The sequence below is a fragment of the Micromonospora halotolerans genome, from assembly GCF_032108445.1.
Lineage (GTDB): Bacteria > Actinomycetota > Actinomycetes > Mycobacteriales > Micromonosporaceae > Micromonospora > Micromonospora halotolerans.
In genome coordinates this window covers 789,354-808,653 of record NZ_CP134876.1, presented here as the reverse complement: position 1 = coordinate 808,653, position 19,300 = coordinate 789,354, and the positions used below count along the sequence as shown (strand labels likewise).

Sequence of the window (19,300 nt, the reverse complement as noted above, 5' to 3'; positions counted from 1 at the left end):
GAAGGTGTGCGGCGTGTTGAAGGCGTGTCTGAACGGCGGGCGGCGCCGACCGGAGCATCCGGCGGTGCCGGTGACGCCCGACGAGCTGGCGGCCGACGCGGTCAGGTGCGCGGCGGCCGTGCACGTGCACCCGCGCGGCGCCGACGGCGCCGAGTCGCTCGACCCGGCCGTGATCGCCGCGGCGGTCACCGCGATCCGGGCCGCCCGGCCCGGCCTGCCCGTCGGGGTGAGCACCGGCGCCTGGATCGCCCCCGAGCCCGCCGACCGGGTCGCCGCCGTACGCGCCTGGACGGTGCTGCCCGACTTCGCCTCCGTCAACGCCCACGAACCGGGCGCGGCGGCCGTCGCGGCCGCCCTGCACGAGCGGGGTGTCATGGTCGAGGCCGGCCTCTGGACGGTGGCCGCGGTCGACGCCTGGCGCCGCTGGCCGGCGCCGACCGGGCGGGTCCTCGTCGAGTGCCTGGCCGAGCCGGTCGACGTGGCCCTCGCCGACGCCGCCGCCATCCTGGCCGCGCTGCCCGCCGACCGCCCGCCCGTGCTGCTGCACGGCGAGGGCCCGGCGACCTGGCCCGTGTTCGCCGAAGCCGTCCGCCGTGGCCTGCACACCCGGATCGGTCTGGAGGACACCCTGGTCCTGCCGGACGGCGGCGTGGCCCCGGACAACCTCGCGCTGGTGACGGCGGCCCGCACCCTCGGCGCGATCTGAGTCGGGCGCCGGCGCCGGGCCGGGCCGGGCCGGGCCGTGAAACGTGGGTCACTCTCGCGAAAAGTGGTGATCTCGCCGGAGCCGGCGACAGGTCACCCGGCGCGGCGCCCCAGAACGGCCGTGTGGCGGCCCTGAGCAGGTCCGGAACGCGACCGGGGAGGTCACGACCGGCGAGGTTTGTCCGGCCGTGTCCGGCATCTGGACAGCGCTGGGTAACGCTCCAACTTCTCTCCGTCCGGGTGGTTTGATCATGAGTTCTTGACCGAACGGCCCCTGGAGACCTAGCCTCGCCATACAGGCTCACTTTGCCCGACCAGCGCAGGCTAAGCGCACAACATAGATCGCGTAACAGAACAGCATCACTTTGGCCAGCTTCACCGGCCCTTGACGGCAGCTCCGGACGGTCGGTCCGGAGCCGACCGACAACTGCAACCGGCCGCCGGCGATGCCCCGAAGGGGGCACCGCCGACGGAAAGCTACCCACAGCCAGCCGCTCCGGTCGGGCGTCCAGAGCCGCAGGTGCGTGCCGTCCGCACGCCGCCTGCGGTGCCGACGTTCAGGGGAGGCGGCCATGGCGGGGCGGCACAGGTTCACCGGCGGTCTTCCAGACGCGGCGGGCCGCTCCTCGCCGGGCGGCTGCCCGGGCCGGGTCGGAGCGGGCGCCCACCGGCTCGGAGGGGCCGCATGAGCGCCTTCGACGTCGTCATCCTGGCGGTGGTGCTGCTGCTCGTCGTGGTGGTGGTCGGCGCCGTCCTGTTCGGCGTGCGCACCATGCGCCGGCTCAGTCTGGCACCCGCCCCCGAGGATCCGGCCTTCATCGCCGAGAAGGACCGCCAGGAGCAGTCCCTGGCGGCCCTGCGCAACGCCGCCGACGAGGCGAACAGCACCATCGACGTGGCCAAGTCGGCCGCCGCCGCCGCCCGCACCGAGGCGGCCGCCGCCAAGGCCGAGGCGAAGGCGGCCCGGGCCGAGGCCCGGCGGGTGCTCGACGACGCCCGGGCCGAGGCCGACACGGTGCTGGAGCGGGCGCACAAGCAGGCCGAGGCGGACGCCGATCAGCTCCGCGCCGCCGCCCGGCGCAGCGGCGAGCGGGAGGTGGCGGTGCTCGCCGCGACCACCCGGGAACAGGCCGCCGAGGTCGAGCGGCGGGCCGCCCGGATGGACGAGCGGGAACGGCTGCACACCGAGGAGGTGGAGCGGCTCGCGGAGCGGGAGCGGCAGCTCACCGCCGCCAGCGCCGCGCTCGCCGCCCGGGAGGCCGCCCTGGTGGAGCGGGAGCAGGCGCTCACCGAGGCCGAGGAGCAGCGCCGCCGCGAGCTGGAGCGGGTCGCCGGCCTGACCGCCGACGCGGCCCGGGCCGAGCTGGTCGAGGCGATCGAGGGGCAGGCCAAGCGGGAAGCCGCGCTGCTGGTCCGGGAGATCGAGGCCGACGCGCGGGGCACCGCCGAGCAGCGCGCCCGGCACATCGTGGTCGACGCCATCCAGCGGGTGGCCAGCGAGCAGACCGCGGAGAGCGTCGTCAGCGTCCTGCACCTGCCCGGGGACGAGATGAAGGGGCGGATCATCGGGCGGGAGGGCCGCAACATCCGCGCCTTCGAGTCGGTCACCGGGGTCAACCTGATCATCGACGACACCCCCGAGGCGGTCCTGCTCTCCTGCTTCGACCCGGTGCGCCGGGAGGTCGGCCGGCTCACGCTGGAGAAGCTGGTGCTCGACGGCCGGATCCACCCGCACCGGATCGAGGAGGTCTACGACCTGGCCCGGCACGAGGTGGAGGAGCTCTGCCACCGGGCCGCCGAGGACGCCCTGGTCGAGGTCGGCATCACCGAGATCCACCCGGAGCTGGTCACCCTGCTCGGCCGGCTGCGCTACCGGACGTCGTACGGGCAGAACGTGCTCAAGCACCTGGTGGAGACCGCCCATATCGCCGGGATCATGGCCGCCGAGCTGCGGCTGGACGTGCCGACCATCAAGCGCTGCGCGTTCCTGCACGACATCGGCAAGGCGCTCACCCACGAGGTGGAGGGCAGCCACGCCATCATCGGCGCCGACCTGGCCCGCAAGTACGGGGAGAGCGAGGACGTGGTGCACGCCATCGAGGCGCACCACAACGAGGTGCCCCCGCAGACCATCGAGGCAGTGCTCACCCAGGCCTCGGACGCCTGTTCGGGCGGGCGGCCGGGAGCGCGGCGGGAGAGCCTGGAGGCGTACGTCAAGCGGCTGGAGCGGATCGAGGAGATCGCGGCCGGCAAGCTCGGCGTCGACAAGGTCTTCGCCATGCAGGCCGGCCGGGAGATCCGGGTGATGGTCAAGCCCGAGGACGTCGACGACATCGGCGCGGCGGTCCTGGCCCGGGACGTGGCCAAGCAGATCGAGGAGGAGCTGACCTATCCCGGTCAGATCCGGGTGACCGTGGTCCGCGAGTCCCGGGTCACCGAGATCGCCCGCTGACCGGGCTCGGCGTCACGACGAAGCCCTGCCACCTCGCGGAGGTGGCAGGGCTTCGTGGTGTGGACGGGCGGGCGGTCAGCCCTGCGGCTCCGCCACGGTGGCGCCGCCGGCCGGGGTCGAGTCCGGCGCCGCGGTCTGCCTCGGGATCCGGAAGCCCCGCCGCCGGGTACGTCGGTCCAGCCAGTTCGCCAGCGTGGTCAGCAGCGAGTTGATGAGGATGTAGATGGCGGCCACCACGATGGCGGCGGCCACCACGTTGCCCCGGTTGGCCGACAGGTCGTTGACGCCGCGCTGGAGCAGCTCGGGGAAGGCCACGATGTAGCCCAGGGCGGTGTCCTTGAGCAGGACGACGAGCTGGCTGACGATCACCGGCAGCATGGCCCGGGCGGCCTGCGGCACCAGGATCAGCCGCATCACCTGGCTCTTCCGCATGCCCACGGCGTATGCGGCCTCGCCCTGCCCGCCGGGGATCGAGCGGATGCCGGCGCGGAACGCCTCGGCCAGCACCGACCCGTTGTAGAGGGTGAGGCCGACGACCACCGACCAGAACGCCGAGACCGGCCCCTGGATGAGGAACGGCACGCCGTAGAAGATGAAGAAGATCATCAAGAGCAGTGGGACGGCGCGGAAGAACTCCACCACCACGCCGGCCGGGATCCGGACCCACCGGTGGTCGGAGAGCCGGCCGACGGCGAACAGGATGCCGAAGGCCAGCGACAGCACCATGCCGGTGGCCGCGGCGAGCAGCGTCTGGCGCAGGCCGGGCAGGATGAACTGGGTCCAGGTCGGCGCCTCGGCGAACGGCTTCCAGAGGCTGCCCTCCCACTGCCCGGCCTGGTCGAACTTGGCGTAGACCCACCAGAGCAGCGCGGCCAGGCCGACGCCGAAGACGACGCTGAGCACCGCGTTGCGCACGCGGGCCCGCGGCCCCGGGTGGTCGTAGAGAACCGTGGTGGTCATGCTCATCAGCGCTTCACCGCCAGTCGGTTGGCCAGCCAGCCGAAGAAGTAGCCGGTCGGGACGAGGATCGCGGCGAAGGTGCCGGCGAACACCAGGAAGATCGGGATCACGGCGTCGCCGTTGTCGTTGATCAGCTGCTTCATCACGCTGGAGGCCTCGATCACGCCGATGGTGCCGACGATCGTGGCGTTCTTGCACAGCGCGATGAGCACGCTGCCCAGCGGGGCCACCACGGCCCGCCCGGCCTGCGGCAGGATCACGATGCGCAGGGTCTGGAAGAAGGTCAGCCCGATCGCCCGGGCCGCCTCCGCCTGACCGGCCGGGACGGTGTTGACGCCGGAGCGGACCGCCTCGCAGACGAACGCGGCGGTGTAGACCGACAGGCCGATCACCCCGAGCCAGAAGTTGTTCAGGTCCAGGTCTTCGGAGAGGTTCACGCCCAGCGTCGAGTAGAGGCCGAAGTAGCAGAAGAAGATGATCAGCGTGAGCGGCGTGTTGCGGAAGATGTTGACCCAGGCCGTGCCGAAGCCCCGCAGCACCGGCACCGGGGAGACCCGGAACGCGGCGAGGAACACGCCGAGCACCAGCGCGAGGACCGCCGACGCGCCGGTCAGCTTGAGGATCCAGAGAAAGCCCGACAGGTAGGCGTCGAGGTTGGTCGGATCAGCGAATACGTGCATGCGTCGACTCCCGGGGCACGTCGTCGGCGTCGCGACAGGCCGGGGCCGGCACCCTCACGGATGCCGGCCCCGGAACCGGTCAGACGCTGCCGCAGTTGGTCAGCTTGGTGGTGTCCAGCTCGGGCGCGGCCTTGCCGCTCTTGCCCAGGGTGGCGTCCCAGGCGGCCTTGTAGGTGCCGTCCGCGGCGGCGGCCTTGAGGATCTCGTTGACCTTCTCGCAGCCGTCCTTGTCGTCCTTCTTCAGGCCGATGCCGTAGGGCTCGGTGGAGAAGGTCTTGCCGACCACCTTGAACTTGCCGGCGTACTGGGACTGCGCGGCGTAGCCGGCGAGGATGATGTCGTCGGTGCTCACCGCGTCGACCGTGCCGGTCTCGAGAGCGTTGATGCACTTCGAGTACGCGTCGAACTGCTGGAGCTTGGCCTTCGGGTAGTCGGTCTGGATCCGCTTGGCCGGGGTGGAACCCTGCGCCGAGCAGACCTTCTTGCCGTCCAGCCCCTCCGGCCCGGTGATCGTGGAGTCGGCCTTCACCAGCAGGTCCTGACCGGCGATGAAGTACGGGCCGGCGAAGTTGACCTTCTGCTTGCGCTCGTCGTTGATGGTGTAGGTCGCCACCACCAGGTCGACGGTGCCCTGCTGGATGAAGGGCTCGCGGTTGGCCGAGACGGTGGTCTTCCACTCGATGTTGTTCGCGTCCACACCGAGGCCCTTGGCCACGATCTTGGCGATCTCGATGTCGAAGCCCTCGTACTGGCTGCCGGTCTGGATGCCCAGGCCCGGCTGGTCGGCCTTCACGCCGATGACCAGCTTCTTCTGGTTCTGCGCCTTGCCGATGATGCCCTTGGCCCCGCTGCTGCCGGAGCCCCCGTCCCCGTCGCCGCCACAGGCGCTCATGCCGAGCGCCAAGGTTGCCGCCGCGGCGACTGCCGCCACGCGCTTCATACGCATACTCATCTCCTTCTTCGACGGAGCCGCCGGGGGACGGCGCGCTCCACTACGGACGCTCAGTGCGTGAGGATCTTGGAGAGGAAGTCCTTGGCCCGCTCGCTGCGCGGGTTGGCGAAGAACTCCGCCGGCGGCGCGTCCTCGACGAGCTTGCCGTCGGCCATGAAGATGACCCGGTTGGCCGCGTGCCGGGCGAAGCCCATCTCGTGGGTGACCACGACCATGGTCATGCCGTCGCTGGCCAGCGAGGTCATCACCTCCAGCACCTCGCCGACCATCTCCGGGTCGAGCGCGCTGGTGGGCTCGTCGAAGAGCATCGCCTTGGGCTGCATGGCCAGCGCGCGGGCGATGGCCGCCCGCTGCTGCTGGCCGCCGGAGAGCTGCGCCGGGTACTTGTCCGCCTGGTTGGCGATGCCCACCCGGTCGAGCAGGGCCAGGCCGCGCTCGCGGGCGGCGGCCGGCTTCTCGCGGCGCACCTTCACCGGGCCGAGGGTGACGTTCTCCAGGATGGTCTTGTGCGCGAAGAGGTTGAACGACTGGAACACCATGCCGACCTCGCTGCGCAGCTTGGCCAGCGCCTTGCCCTCGGCCGGCAGCGGGGTGCCGTCGAAGGTGATGGTGCCCGAGTTGATCGGCTCCAGCCGGTTGATCGCCCGGCAGAGCGTCGACTTGCCGGAGCCGGACGGGCCGATGACCACGACCACCTCGCCCCTGCCGACGGAGAGCGAGACGTCGTCCAGCACGTGCAGCGGGCCGAACCACTTGTTCACCCCGTCCAGCACGATCAGCGGTTCGCCCGTCGTCACGTCGTTCACCGTCCCTGTCGTCCGTACGGAAAAGCGGGGTCGCGAGACCCCTGGTTGGGCCACTGTAGGCGGCGTGATGTGGCAGAACGCAACTCGAATGGTCACGGAGCGGTAACACCGGTCACCGCCGTACCCGTGCGTCCGAATTCCGTCACGGAGCGGGGCGTCCCGGTGGCGGCCACGCGCGTCGACGGCGATCATGTGGGGATGACAGACGTCCTCCGGCTGACCGATTACGCCCGCGGCGGCGGGTGCGCCTGCAAGATCCCTCCGGGTGAGCTGGAGACGATGGTGGCCGGGCTGGCCCCGGCCGTCGGCGCCGCCGAGCTGCTGGTCGGTCTGGAGCACGGCGACGACGCCGCGGTGGTCCGGCTGGACGAACGCACCGGCCTGGTCACCACCGCCGACTTCTTCACCCCGGTGGTGGACGACGCCTACGACTGGGGGCGCATCGCCGCCGCCAACGCCCTCTCCGACGTGTACGCCATGGGCGGCACCCCGCTGGTCGCGCTGAACCTGCTCTGCTGGCCCCGGGAGGTGCTGCCGCTGGAGCTGGCCCGAGAGGTGCTGCGCGGCGGTCAGGACGTGGCCCGGGAGGCCGGCTGCCACCTGGCCGGCGGGCACAGCGTGGACGACGACGGCCCGAAGTACGGCCTGGCCGTCACCGGGGTGGTCCGGCCCGAGGAGCTGATCACCCTGGACGCCGGCCGCGCCGGCCTGCCGCTGTCGCTGACCAAGCCGCTCGGCGTCGGGGTGTTGAACACCCGGCACAAGCGCACCGGGGAGCGGTTCCCGGAAGCGGTCGCCTCGATGGCCCGGCTGAACCGGGACGCGGCCCGGGCGGCCGTCGCGGCCGGGATCCGCTGCGGCACCGACGTGACCGGGTTCGGGCTGCTCGGGCACGCCTCGAAGCTGGCCCGGGCCAGCCGGCTCACCGTGGCGATCGACGCGGCCGCGGTGCCCTACCTGCCCGGCGCCCGGGAGGCGTTGCGCGAGGGCTTCGTCAGTGGCGGCACCCGGCGCAACCTGGACTGGGTGAGCCCCTGGACCGACTTCGGCGCGGCCGACGAGGGGGAGCGGCTGCTGCTGGCCGACGCGCAGACCTCGGGTGGGCTGCTGGTGGCGGGCGAGGTGCCGGGCGGCACGGTGGTCGGCGAGCTGTTGCCGGCGAGCGACCACCTGATCCGGGTGCGCTGAAGGCGCCCGCCGGCATTCGCTGATCCGTCACCACACCCCGGTGGTTCGCGTCGCGGACGCGGCACCATACCCGATAAACTGTCACCTTCCCGCTACTCCGGGCAAGGTCGCCCGAGGAAATTTTGCCCGGAATGGTCACAGACCGGTAACTTGCACCCGGCTGAGGTCAAATGCACCCCACCATCGTGAGTAAGGCCCGATCCGGAGGCCGGTGGGACGAGCGCAGCGAGGAGGCGGCATGACCGAGCTGTGGAACTGGAGAATCGACGGCGCGGCGCCGGTGGAGGTCTACCCGGCGCTGGCCGAGGCGCTCGGCCGGGTGGTGATGCCCCTCGCCGTCGCCGACCCGGCCCGACTCCCCGCGTACGCGGTGGTCTGCGATGTCTGGGAGGCGCCCGGGGCGTACGGGACCGTGGTCGACTGCTACGGGGTGTCCGAGCGCCTGCCCGAGCTGCCCAGCATCGCGGCGCTGGCCCGGCTGCTGGACCGCAACTGCCTGATGCGCGACGACACCCTCGACGCCGGGCGGCACCTGCTGGTCGCCCCGGACGGCACGATCCGCCCGGTGCACTTCGACGTGGTCGAGACCGACGACGGCGAGGTCCTCAGCGACCAGCGGCTCTGCACCGTGGCGGACCCCCGCTGCCGGGGCTGGTCGCAGTGCCACCGCTCCCGGTGGGCCCCCGACTCGGTCGCCCCGGCCCTCGCCGCCGCCTGACCGGCGGCGGGGGGTGACCCCGCCCCGGCCCGGCATCCGCCGCGTCGCCGGCCGCGAGGGACGCTCCTCCTCGTTCGGTCCGACCAGCTCCACCCGGATACGCTGTCCGGGTCATGACTACCGCAGCCGCGGGCAGCCCGCGCACCTACCAGGTGCGCACGTACGGCTGCCAGATGAACGTGCACGACTCCGAGCGCATTTCCGGCCTGCTCGAACAGGCCGGCTACGTGCGTGCCGCCGAGGCCGACGAGCAGCCCGACGTGGTGGTGTTCAACACCTGCGCCGTCCGGGAGAACGCCGACAACCGGCTCTACGGCAACCTGGGTCATCTGCGCCCCGTGAAGGACAAGCACCCCGGGATGCAGATCGCCGTCGGCGGCTGCCTGGCCCAGAAGGACCGCGGCGAGATCGTCCGCAAGGCGCCCTGGGTGGACGTGGTCTTCGGCACGCACAACATCGGCTCGCTGCCGGTGCTGCTGGAACGCGCGCGGCACAACACCGCCGCCGAGGTGGAGATCCTCGAATCCCTCGACGTCTTCCCGTCCACGCTGCCGACCCGGCGCGAGTCGACGTACGCCGGCTGGGTGTCGATCTCGGTGGGCTGCAACAACACCTGCACGTTCTGCATCGTGCCCTCCCTGCGCGGCAAGGAGAAGGACCGCCGCCCCGGCGACATCCTCTCCGAGGTGCGCGCCCTGGTCGACGAGGGCGTGCTGGAGGTGACCCTGCTCGGGCAAAACGTCAACTCCTACGGCGTGGAGTTCGGCGACCGGTACGCCTTCGGCAAGCTGCTGCGCGCCTGCGGCGACATCGACGGCCTGGAGCGGGTGCGGTTCACCAGCCCGCACCCGAAGGACTTCACCGACGACGTGATCGCCGCGATGGCCGAGACGCCCAACGTCTGCCACTCGCTGCACATGCCGCTGCAGTCCGGCTCCGACGACGTGCTGCGGGCCATGCGCCGCTCGTACCGGTCGGAGAAGTACCTGGGGATCATCGAGAAGGTCCGGGCCGCGATGCCCGACGCGGCGATCACCACCGACATCATCGTCGGCTTCCCCGGCGAGACCGACGCCGACTTCGAGAAGACCCTCGACGTGGTCCGCGAGGCCCGCTTCTCGTCGGCGTTCACGTTCCAGTACTCGAAGCGCCCCGGCACCCCGGCCGCGACCATGGACGGCCAGCTGCCCAAGCAGGTCGTGCAGGAGCGGTACGAGCGGTTGATCGCCACGGTCGAGGAGATCACCTGGGCGGAGAACCGCAGGCTGGTCGGGGAGACCGTCGAGGTGCTGGTCGCGGTCGGCGAGGGGCGCAAGGACGAGCGCACCGGCCGGCTGTCCGGCCGCGCCCGGGACGGCCGGCTCGTGCACTTCGACGGCGGGTCGCTGGCCGGTCGGATCCGCCCGGGCGACATCGTGCACACCACGGTCACCTACGCCGCCCCGCATCACCTCAACGCCGACGGGGAGCCGCTGTCGCACCGGCGCACCCGGGCCGGCGACGCGGCCGAGGCGGGGCGCGCCCCGCGTACCCCCGGGGTGCTGCTCGGGCTGCCGACGATCGGCGCGCCGGCCGCGGCGCCCGCCCCCACCGGCGGCTGCGCCGCGCACTGAGCGACCGCCGACGGCCGGGACCGCCCCGTGGCGGCCCCGGCCGTCGCCTGTTCAGCAGGCGGTGCCGTTGAGCTTCACGGCGCCCGGCGCGGCGGCCGTGCCGTTGGCCGTGAAGCCGACGGTCACCGACGCGCCCGGCGCGAGCGACGCCGCCCAGGTCGGGGCGGCCGCGGTGACCGTGGTGCCGGACTGGGTGACGGTGGCGTTCCAGCCGCTGGCCAGCGTCACCCCGGACGGCCAGGTCCAGGTCGCCGACCACGGGTTGACCGCCGCGGTGCCGGTGTTCTTCACGGTCAGCTCGCCCTGGAAGCCACCCTGCCACGCGTTGACCTGCTTGTAGGTGGCCGTGCAGCCGCCGCTCGGGGCCGGCGTGGTCGGGCTCGGCGACGTGTTCGGGGTGCCCGTCGGCGACGGGCTGGTGGTGCCCCCACCCGCCGGCGGGATCAGGTACGGCTGGAGGATGTCCTGCTTGGCCTGGTTGATGGTGGTCCAGTCGTCGTTGGCGATGCCGCCGGTGTCACCCGAGTTCGGGTTCCACGACCAGTAGGTGAAGGACATCCCGGTCACGCCGGTCCCGGTGTACGCCATCAGGTTCTGCAGCCAGACCTTGTCCTTCGGGTCCTGCAGCGTGCTGCCGAACTCGCCCATCATGATCGGCGCGAGGTTCTGCTTGTAGAGGTAGCCCCAGTACTTGTCCCAGATGGCCGGCAGGTTCGCCGGGTAGCTCGGGTCGTCGAACCAGGTCTGGTGGTAGACCGAGGTGGCGTACTCGTGCGGGGAGTAGACCAGCCGGTTGGCCACGTTCAGCCGCACCGGGAACTGGCCGGCCTTCGACAGGTTGCCGCCCCACCAGCCGCAGTCCTCGTCGTTGCTCGGGTCGTTGTCCCAGACGTTCGACAGGCCGCCGCTCGGGCAGCTCACCCCCTCCACGAAGATCAGCCAGTTCGGCTGCACCCCGAGGATCGCGTTGCCGGCCCGCTCGGCGGCGAGCCGCCAGTCCCGGGCGGTGTCGCCGCAGCCCCAGCAGGCGCCGGTGGCGGCCGGGTTGGTGCCCTCGGCGTGCGGCTCGTTGTGCAGGTCCGCGCCGATCACCGTGGTGTTGTTGGCGTACCGCTGGGCGAGCATCTTCCAGTCGGCGATCCAGGTCGCCTCGGAGACCGTCGAGGTGTACCAGAGCGGCGACTGTCCGGCCGAGGTGGGCCGGTGCCGGTCCAGGATGACCCGCATCCCCTTGCTGCCCGCGTAGTCGATCACCTTGTCGAGGATCTGCAGCGGGGAGAGGCCGACCAGGTCCGGGTTGACGAAGTCGTTGATGCCGGTGGCCGTCGCGCCCGGCTTCAGGGCGTCGTTCGAGTAGGGGATGCGCAGCGTGTTGTAGCCGAGCCGGGCCATGGTGTCGAGCTGGCCGCGCCACGGGTTGCTCGACCACAGACCGTGGAAGGTCTTGTTGTCGGTCTCCATGCCGAACCAGTTGATGCCGGTGAGCCGGACCGTGGCCTCCGTACTGTCGACGATCTTGTTGCCGCTGGTGTGCAGGTAGCCGGTGCCGGTCCCGGCGGTCGCGGCGGCGGCCGGGGTGGTGCTGACGGCGGCGGCGACGAGGACGCCGGCCGCGGCGGTGGCGAGCGCCGCGAGGGCGCCGCCGAGGGCGGTGGGTCGGTGCATGGCGAGCTCCACTTCGGATGCCCGCGCCGCGCGAGCGCCGCGAGCGGGAAGACCAGGAGGGAGACGGCCCGCTCGTCATCGAGTACGCGGACAGCGCGCGCCGGGCCGTGTCACGTGGACGGCCACCCGCGGGGGAGCACCGGCGACCGTCGACGGCCGGATCGGCCGTCGGTGCCCTCGTGCCGGTGTCGGAACCTGGCTCCGCCGCCCATTCTGATCAGCCGGGCTCGATGCCGTCAACCGACGGCGCACACCGCCGCCCGTTCCCGACCCGGAGCACGGGCCCGACGCGACAGACGGAAGCCCCCGGTCCCGTGGCGGGACCGGGGGCTTCCGGGACGCGTCAGGTCAGCCGGCCTGCTCGGCGAGCTGGAGGAACTGCCGCTTCGAGGCGAGCGCCTGCTCGGCCTCCTTGATCCGGCGGGCGTCGCCGGCCGCCTGGGCCCGGGCCAGCCGGTCCTCGGCCTCGGCGACCTGGGCCCGCATCTGGGCCAGGAGCGGGTTGTCCTCCTTGGAGGTCCGCCGCCACGCCGAGTCCATGACCTCGCGGACCTTGTCGTCGACGGCCCGCAGCCGGCGCTCCAGCCCGGCGGCCGCCTCGCGCGGCACCCGGCCGGCCTCGTGCCACTGGGCCTGGATCTCCCGCAGCTTCGCCTGGGCGCCCTTCGGGTCGCCGTCGACGTCGAGCGCCTCGGCCTCGGCGAGCAGGGCCTGCTTGCGCTCCAGGTTGGCGCGCTGCTCGTTGTCCCGCGCCGAGAAGACCTCGCTGCGCCGGGTGAAGAAGTCGTCCTGCGCCGCCCGGAACCGTTCCCAGAGCTTCTGCTCCGCCTCCTTGGAGGCGCGCGGCGCGGCCTTCCACTGGGCCATCAGGTCCTTGAGCTGGTTGGCCGTGGCGCCCCAGTCGGTCGACTCCTTGAGCTTCTCGGCCTCGGCGACCAGCTCCTCCTTGATCCCCTGTGCCTGCTTGCGCTGCTGGTCCAGGGAGGCGAAGTGGGCGCCCCGGCGGCGGGTGAAGCCGTCCCGCGCGGCGGCGAACCGCTTCCACAGCTCACCGTCGGCCTTCTTGTCGACCCCGCGGATGGTCTTCCACTCGTCGAGGATCTCCTTGAGCCGGTCGCCGGCGGTCTTCCAGCCGGTCGACTCGGCGGCCAGCTTCTCCGCCTCCTCGACCAGGGCGGTCTTGCGCGCGAGGGCCTCGCCGCGGGCGGCGTCGCGGGCGGCGCGGGCCTCGCCGGCCTTCTCCTCGGCCACCGTGGCGAGCTTGTCCAGGCGGGCGGCCAGAGCGTCGATGTCACCGACGACGTGCGCCTCGGCCAGCGACGCGCGGATCCGCCGGATCGTGGTCAGCGAGTGGCCGGCGTCCGCCGCGCCCGAGTTGAGTCGGGCCTCGGTCAGGTCGACCTCCGTCACCAGGTCGGCGAAGCGCCGGGCGAAATGGGCGAGCCCTTCTTCCGGTGCCCCCGCCTGCCAGGATCCGACCACCCGCTCACCCTCGGCGGTCTTGACGTAGACGGTGCCGTCCTCGTCCACCCGTCCGAAGGCAGTCCAGTCGCTCATGTGCCCATCCTCGTTCTCCCGGCGTCGAGGGACACCTCCCGCGAACGCCGCCATCGCGCAGCGAAGTTTCTCCCGGCATTGTCACAGGTCCGACCCGGTCCGTGTCGAGCGCCTGTCGTCGACCGTGACCATACGGTGTCGTTGCGCCTCGATGACCGGATCGGCGCGGGGACGCACCGGGGGATACGGATAGGTTGGACCGGTGCCCCTGGTCGCCGCCGCCGTCTGCCCCCACCCGCCCCTGATCGTGCCGGAGCTGGCCGGCGCCGCCGCGCCCGAGCTGGACGACCTCCGCGCCGCCGCCGACGCGGCCGTGGCCCGGCTGCTCGCCGCCGACCCCGAGGTGATCCTGCTGCTCGGCGGCGGGCCGGAGACCGAGCGGTTCGGCAGCGCCGATCACGGCTCACTGCGCCCCTTCGGGCTGGACCGGCACGTCCGGCTCTGGAAGGTCAACTGCGCCGGGAGCGACCGGCTGCCGCTGAGCCTGACCATCGGCGCCTGGCTGGTCAACCGGTCCGGCACCGAGCTGCCCCGGCTGGCCCGGGCGGTCGCCGCCGACGCCTCCCCGGCCGAGTGCGCGGCCCTCGGCGCGGAGCTGGTTGCCGCGGCCGGCGAGCGGATCGCCCTGCTGGTGCTCGGTGACGGGTCGGCCTGCCGGGGCGTCCAGGCGCCCGGCTACGACGATCCGCGCGCGCCCGCGTACGACGAGGGGGTCGCCGCGGCCCTGGCCGGCGCGGACACCGACGCCCTGCTCGGCCTGGACCCGGCGCTGTCGGCGGAGCTGAGGGCCGCCGGGCGGGCGCCGTGGCAGGTGCTGGCCGGGGCCGTCCGCGCGGCGGGCGGCGACTGGCGCGGCGACGTCAGCTACCAGGAGGCCCCCTACGGCGTTGCCTACTTCGTGGCCAACTGGGAGAAGGCATGACTGTCGTCGCCGTGGTCGGGCCGACCGCGGCGGGCAAGTCGGCGCTGAGCATCGCCCTGGCGCACGCCCTCGACGGCGAGGTGGTCAACGCCGACTCGATGCAGCTCTACCGGGGCATGGACATCGGCACCGCCAAGCTGACCCCGGCCGAGCGGGACGGCGTGCCGCACCACCTGCTCGACATCTGGCCGGTGACCGAGCCGGCCAGCGTCGCCGAATACCAGAAGCTGGCCCGCGCGGCGGTCGACGACATCCTGGCCCGGGGGCGGGTGCCGCTGCTGGTGGGCGGCTCCGGGCTGTACATCCGGGCGGTGCTGGAGCAGTTCGAGTTCCCCGGCACCGACCCGGCCGTGCGGGAGCGGCTGGAGGCGGAGCTGGCGGAGGTCGGTCCCGCCCCGCTGCACGCCCGGCTGGCCGAGGCCGACCCGGTGGCCGCCGCGGGCATCCTGCCGAGCAACGGCCGGCGCATCGTCCGGGCCCTGGAGGTCGTCGAGCTGACCGGCGCGCCGTTCACCGCGTCGCTGCCCGCGCCGACGCCGTACTACCCGTCGGTGCAGCTCGGCGTCGACCTGGACACCGCGCTGCTGGACGAGCGGATCGCGCGGCGGGTGGACCGCATGTGGGCCGACGGCCTGGTCGACGAGACGCGGACCCTGGTCGGGCAGGGCCTGCCCGAGGGTCGGACGGCCAGCCGGGCGCTCGGCTACCAGCAGGTGCTGCGCTTCCTGGCCGGTGAGCTGACCGAGGCGCAGGCGCACGAGGAGACCGTCCGGGCCACGCGCCGGTTCGTCCGCCGGCAGCGCTCCTGGTTCCGGCGCGACCCGCGGGTCCACTGGCTGGACTCGGCCTCCCCGGAGTTTCTCGACACTGCGCTGCGGGTGGTCACCGAGCATCGGGGATGATTGGGGCGTGGAGTTCACCAAGGGCCACGGCACCGGCAACGACTTCGTCATCCTGCCCGACCCGGACGGGGCGCTCGACCTGACGCCCGGCCTGGTCGCCGCGCTCTGCGACCGGCGGCGCGGCCTGGGCGGCGACGGTGTGCTGCGCGTGGTACGCGCCGCCAAGCACCCGGACGGCGCCGCGCTGGCCGGCGATGCCGAGTGGTTCATGGACTACTGGAACTCCGACGGCTCGTTCGCCGAGATGTGCGGCAACGGCGCCCGGGTCTTCGTCCGCTACCTGCTGGAGACCGGCCTGGCCACCCCGTCCGGCGGGACCGTTCCGCTGGCCACCCGGGCCGGCCTGGTCCGCGCCCGGGTCGAGGGGGCCGACGTCGCCGTCGAGATGCGCCGTCCCCGGCTGTACGACACGGCCACCGCCACCCTGGGCGGGCTCACCCTGACCGGCGCGGCCGTGGACGTGGGCAACCCGCACCTGGTCTGCGCGCTGCCCGGCAGCCTGGACCTCGGCGGCCTGGACCTCACCCGGGCGCCCGACGTCGACCCGTCCGTCTTCCCGGCCGGGGTGAACGTCGAGTTCACCAGCCCGGGTGAGCCGGTCGAGGGCACCGACGGGCACGTGCTCATGCGGGTCTACGAGCGGGGTTCGGCCGAGACGCTCTCCTGCGGCACCGGCGCCTGCGCGGTGGCCGCCGTGGCGCTGCGCGACGCCGGCCGGGAGAGCGGCATCATGACCGTCGACGTCCCCGGCGGCCGCCTGACGATCACGATCACCGAGGACACCTGCTGGCTCTCCGGCCCCGCCGTCCTGGTCGCCACCGGCGAGATCACCCTCCCCGCCCTGCCGGCGTAACCACCGCCCCGCAGAGTTGATCAAGGAGTTCGCGTCGGAAACGGCCCCGTTCCCGACGCAAACTCCTTGATCAAGGCCGGAAGGCGCTGGCCCCTGCCCGGGTTTGGGTGCATCTGTGGTTGCTGGCGCGACAGCAGATGCACCCGGAAGGCGCCGTCAGGGGGTGGCGCTGGCGTTGGCGGCGATCTCCGGGAGGTCGGCCGGGCCCGGGTCGGCGGCCGGCGGGGGCGTCGCGGCCGGGTTCTGGGCGGCGGCGCGCACGGCGGCGGCGACGGCCGGGGCGACCCGCGAGTCGAAGACGCTCGGCACGATCACCGTCGGGTTGATCTTGTCCTCGCCGACCACGTCCGCGATGGCCCGGGCCGCCGCGATCGCCATCTCCTCGGTGAACTCCTCGGCGTGCGCGTCGAGCATGCCGCGGAAGACCCCCGGGAAGGCGAGCACGTTGTTGATCTGGTTCGGCTGGTCGGACCGGCCGGTGGCGACCACGGCGGCGTGCTTGCGGGCCTCCCGCGGGTCCACCTCCGGGTCGGGGTTGGCCAGCGCGAAGACGATCGCGTCCTTCGCCATGGTGGCGATGTCGTCGCCGGTGAGCAGGTTCGGCGCGCTCACCCCGATGAAGACGTCCGCGCCCCGGACCGCGCCGGGCAGGTCGCCGGCGTAGTTCTCCTTGTTGGTGTTCTCGGCCAGCCACCGCCAGGCCGGGTTGAGGTCGGGCAGGTCGCGGTGCAGGGCGCCCTGCCGGTCGTACGCGATGATGTCGCCCACGCCCTGCCGCAGCAGCAGCTTCATGATCGCGGTGCCGGCCGCGCCGGCGCCGGAGACGACGACGCGGACGTCCGAGAGGTTCTTGCCCACCACCCGCAGCGCGTTGGTGAGCGCGGCCAGCACGCAGATCGCGGTCCCGTGCTGGTCGTCGTGGAAGACCGGGATGTCCAGCGCCTCGCGCAGCCGGGCCTCGATCTCGAAGCAGCGCGGCGCGGCGATGTCCTCCAGGTTGATGCCCCCGTACGCGGGCGCGATCGCCTTGACGATCTGCACGATCTCGTCGGTGTCCTGGGTGTCCAGCACCACCGGCCAGGCGTCCACCCCGCCGAAGCGCTTGAACAGCGCCGCCTTGCCCTCCATCACCGGCAGCGAGGCGGCCGGGCCGAGGTTGCCCAGGCCGAGCACGGCCGAGCCGTCGCTGACCACGGCGACGGTGTTGCGCTTGATGGTCAGCCGGCGGGCGTCGGCCGGGTTCTCGGCGATCGCCATGCAGACCCGGGCCACCCCCGGCGTGTACGCGCGGGACAGCTCGTCCCGGTTGCGCAGCGCGACCTTCGAGTTGACCTCGATCTTGCCGCCCAGGTGGAGCAGGAACGTCCGGTCGGAGACCTTGCGGACGTCCACCCCGTCGAGCGCGGTCAGCGCGTCGACCACCTGGTCGGCGTGGCCGGCGTCGGCGGTGTCGCAGGTGAGGTCGACGATCACGTTCGTCGGGTCGGAGTCGACCACGTCCAGCGCGGTGACGATGGCGCCGGCCTCGCCCGCCGCGGTGGTCAGCCGCCCGATGGAGGAGGCGTCCGCGGGTACCGCGATCCGGATCGTGATCGAGAATCCGGCACTCGGCAGTCGGGTGTTGGCCACGAATTACTCCTCCGTCGACGCTGAGCGGCTCGCCTGGCATTTCTACTCGCCCGCCCAGGTCGGCCGGCATCCGACCCCGCTACCGGTTAGTAGGGTCACGGGCATATAGCGGGTGCGTCGGACGTTGGTACATGTCAGGATGCTCATGCACACCGGAAATGCCCCGGCAAGAGACATAACGGACAGGAGTCGCGGTTTGCGAGACCAGGAGACCTTCCTTCCCTACGAGGACGACGAGCTCGACGCCACCACCGGCGAGTTCGAGCTGTCGGAGCGGCAGGCGCTGCGGCGGGTCCCCGGCCTCTCCACCGAACTCAGCGACATCACCGAGGTCGAATACCGCCAGCTGCGGCTGGAGCGGGTCGTCCTCGTGGGCGTCTGGACCGAGGGGACCCAGGCCGACGCCGACAACAGCCTCACCGAGCTGGCGGCGCTGGCCGAGACGGCCGGCTCGCAGGTGCTCGAGGGGCTGATCCAGCGGCGCAACCGGCCCGACCCGGCGACCTACATCGGTCGGGGCAAGGTCGACGACCTGAGCGCGGTGGTGCTCGCCACCGGTGCCGACACGGTCATCTGCGACGGTGAGCTGTCCCCGTCGCAGCTGCGCAACCTGGAGCAGCGCACCAAGGTCAAGGTGGTCGACCGCACCGCCCTGATCCTCGACATCTTCGCCCAGCACGCCAAGAGCCGCGAGGGTAAGGCGCAGGTCGAGCTGGCCCAGCTCGAATACCTGCTGCCGAGACTGCGCGGTTGGGGTGAGACCCTCTCCCGGCAGACCGGTGGTAGCGGTCGCGGCGGCGGCGCCGGCGGCGGCGTGGGCCTGCGCGGTCCGGGTGAGACCAAGCTCGAGACCGACCGGCGCCGGATCCGGCACCGCATCGCGCGGCTGCGCCGCGAGATCAAGGGCATGACGACGGTACGGCAGACCAAGCGTGCCCGCCGCTCCCGCAACGCGGTGCCCGCGGTGGCCATCGCCGGCTACACCAACGCCGGCAAGTCCAGCCTGCTCAACCGCCTCACCGGGGCGGGCGTGCTGGTGGAGAACGCGCTGTTCGCCACCCTGGACCCGACCACCCGCCGGGCCACGGCCTCCGACGGCCGGCTCTACACCCTCTCCGACACGGTCGGGTTCGTCCGGCACCTTCCGCACCAGATCGTCGAGGCGTTCCGCTCGACGCTGGAGGAGGTCGCCGACGCCGACCTGGTGGTGCACGTGGTCGACGGCACCCACCCGGACCCGGAGGAGCAGGTCCGGGCGGTCCGCGAGGTGCTCGCCGAGGTGGGCGCCGACCGGCTGCCCGAGCTGCTGGTGGTCAACAAGGTCGACGCCGCCGACGAGGAGACGCTGCTGCGCCTCAAGCGGCTCTGGCCGGAGGCGGTCCTCGTCTCCGCGCACAGCGGGCGCGGGCTCGACGGGCTGCGCGAGGCCGTCGAGCAGCGGCTCCCGCGGCCGGCCGTCGAGGTCCGGGCGGTGCTCCCGTACGACCGGGGCGACCTGGTGGCCCGGGTGCACCGGCAGGGCGAGGTGCTCAGCACCGCGCACCTGCCCGAGGGCACGCTGCTGCACGTCCGGGTGGGCGAGGCGCTGGCCGCCGAGCTCGTGCCGTACCGGGCTGGAGACCGGCTCACCAGCGACGAGCCGGTGGCCGCCGGGCGGTGAGCCGTCCGGCGTCACCCGCCGGAAACGCGGGCCGTGCG

At 72.8% G+C, this 19,300-nt stretch carries 16 protein-coding genes; 9 read left to right on the top strand and 7 right to left on the bottom strand.

The genetic code is table 11. The annotated features are described in order from the left end of the window. Window positions 1-4 precede the first annotated feature (4 nt). Together RMN56_RS03685 and rny are read left to right on the top strand one after the other, a co-directional pair. Window positions 5-706: a 3-keto-5-aminohexanoate cleavage protein gene (locus tag RMN56_RS03685; RefSeq protein WP_313722436.1), complete on the top strand. Its 702-nt coding sequence runs from the start codon at window positions 5-7 to the stop codon at window positions 704-706. 684 nt (window positions 707-1,390) lie between these two features. Continuing rightward, complete coding sequence (gene rny / locus RMN56_RS03680; RefSeq protein ID WP_313722435.1) at window positions 1,391-3,157, top strand: ribonuclease Y; 1,767 nt, start codon at window positions 1,391-1,393, stop codon at window positions 3,155-3,157. A 75-nt stretch (window positions 3,158-3,232) separates the two neighbouring features. Here the strand turns inward: rny and RMN56_RS03675 are convergent, their stop codons facing one another. The 4 genes from RMN56_RS03675 to RMN56_RS03660 form a co-directional block, all read right to left on the bottom strand. After that, complete coding sequence (locus tag RMN56_RS03675; RefSeq protein ID WP_313722434.1) at window positions 3,233-4,123, bottom strand: amino acid ABC transporter permease; 891 nt, start codon at window positions 4,121-4,123, stop codon at window positions 3,233-3,235. Next, on the bottom strand, window positions 4,123-4,797 hold the full coding sequence (locus tag RMN56_RS03670) for an amino acid ABC transporter permease (protein ID WP_313722433.1): 675 nt from the start codon (window positions 4,795-4,797) through the stop codon (window positions 4,123-4,125). Before RMN56_RS03670 ends, RMN56_RS03675 begins: the two co-directional genes overlap by 1 nt. Window positions 4,798-4,876: 79 nt before the next feature. Further along, the gene (locus tag RMN56_RS03665; RefSeq protein WP_313722432.1) at window positions 4,877-5,743 is read right to left on the bottom strand and encodes a glutamate ABC transporter substrate-binding protein; all 867 of its coding nucleotides are present in this window, start codon (window positions 5,741-5,743) and stop codon (window positions 4,877-4,879) included. Between the two features lie 56 nt (window positions 5,744-5,799). After that, complete coding sequence (locus tag RMN56_RS03660) at window positions 5,800-6,555, bottom strand: amino acid ABC transporter ATP-binding protein (RefSeq protein ID WP_313722431.1); 756 nt, start codon at window positions 6,553-6,555, stop codon at window positions 5,800-5,802. A gap of 198 nt (window positions 6,556-6,753) precedes the next feature. On the opposite strand from RMN56_RS03660, the gene selD reads away from it, so the two are divergent. From selD to miaB, 3 genes are all read left to right on the top strand, one after another. After that, entirely contained in the window at window positions 6,754-7,743 is a 990-nt protein-coding gene (gene selD / locus RMN56_RS03655) for a selenide, water dikinase SelD (RefSeq protein ID WP_313722430.1), read from the top strand. 238 nt (window positions 7,744-7,981) lie between these two features. Next, entirely contained in the window at window positions 7,982-8,461 is a 480-nt protein-coding gene (locus RMN56_RS03650) for a hypothetical protein (protein ID WP_313722429.1), read from the top strand. Window positions 8,462-8,574: 113 nt separating this feature from the next. Next, window positions 8,575-10,074: a tRNA (N6-isopentenyl adenosine(37)-C2)-methylthiotransferase MiaB gene (miaB, locus tag RMN56_RS03645; protein WP_313722428.1), complete on the top strand. Its 1,500-nt coding sequence runs from the start codon at window positions 8,575-8,577 to the stop codon at window positions 10,072-10,074. A gap of 51 nt (window positions 10,075-10,125) precedes the next feature. Here miaB and RMN56_RS03640 read toward each other — a convergent pair whose 3' ends face one another. After that, window positions 10,126-11,739: a cellulase family glycosylhydrolase gene (locus tag RMN56_RS03640; RefSeq protein WP_313722427.1), complete on the bottom strand. Its 1,614-nt coding sequence runs from the start codon at window positions 11,737-11,739 to the stop codon at window positions 10,126-10,128. 348 nt (window positions 11,740-12,087) lie between these two features. Beyond that, complete coding sequence (locus tag RMN56_RS03635; RefSeq protein ID WP_313722426.1) at window positions 12,088-13,296, bottom strand: DUF349 domain-containing protein; 1,209 nt, start codon at window positions 13,294-13,296, stop codon at window positions 12,088-12,090. 202 nt (window positions 13,297-13,498) lie between these two features. Between RMN56_RS03635 and RMN56_RS03630 the strand changes: the two genes are divergently transcribed. Genes RMN56_RS03630 through dapF form a run of 3 tightly spaced genes read left to right on the top strand, consistent with a single transcriptional unit; the run spans window position 13,499 to window position 15,973 of the window. Next, window positions 13,499-14,218, top strand: a complete 720-nt coding sequence (locus tag RMN56_RS03630; RefSeq protein WP_313722425.1) for a class III extradiol dioxygenase subunit B-like domain-containing protein — start codon at window positions 13,499-13,501, stop codon at window positions 14,216-14,218. After that, entirely contained in the window at window positions 14,215-15,120 is a 906-nt protein-coding gene (miaA, locus tag RMN56_RS03625) for a tRNA (adenosine(37)-N6)-dimethylallyltransferase MiaA (RefSeq protein ID WP_313722424.1), read from the top strand. Before RMN56_RS03630 ends, miaA begins: the two co-directional genes overlap by 4 nt. Before the next feature lie 7 nt (window positions 15,121-15,127). Continuing rightward, window positions 15,128-15,973 carry a diaminopimelate epimerase gene (gene dapF, locus RMN56_RS03620; RefSeq protein WP_313722423.1) on the top strand — a complete coding sequence of 282 codons (846 nt, stop codon included), beginning with the start codon at window positions 15,128-15,130 and terminating at the stop codon, window positions 15,971-15,973. 156 nt (window positions 15,974-16,129) lie between these two features. Here the strand turns inward: dapF and RMN56_RS03615 are convergent, their stop codons facing one another. Then, complete coding sequence (locus RMN56_RS03615) at window positions 16,130-17,602, bottom strand: NAD-dependent malic enzyme (protein ID WP_313722422.1); 1,473 nt, start codon at window positions 17,600-17,602, stop codon at window positions 16,130-16,132. A 196-nt stretch (window positions 17,603-17,798) separates the two neighbouring features. On the opposite strand from RMN56_RS03615, the gene hflX reads away from it, so the two are divergent. Further along, window positions 17,799-19,262, top strand: coding sequence for a GTPase HflX (gene hflX / locus RMN56_RS03610; RefSeq protein WP_376787271.1), 1,464 nt, complete (start codon window positions 17,799-17,801; stop codon window positions 19,260-19,262). The last annotated feature ends 38 nt before the right edge of the window (window positions 19,263-19,300 follow it).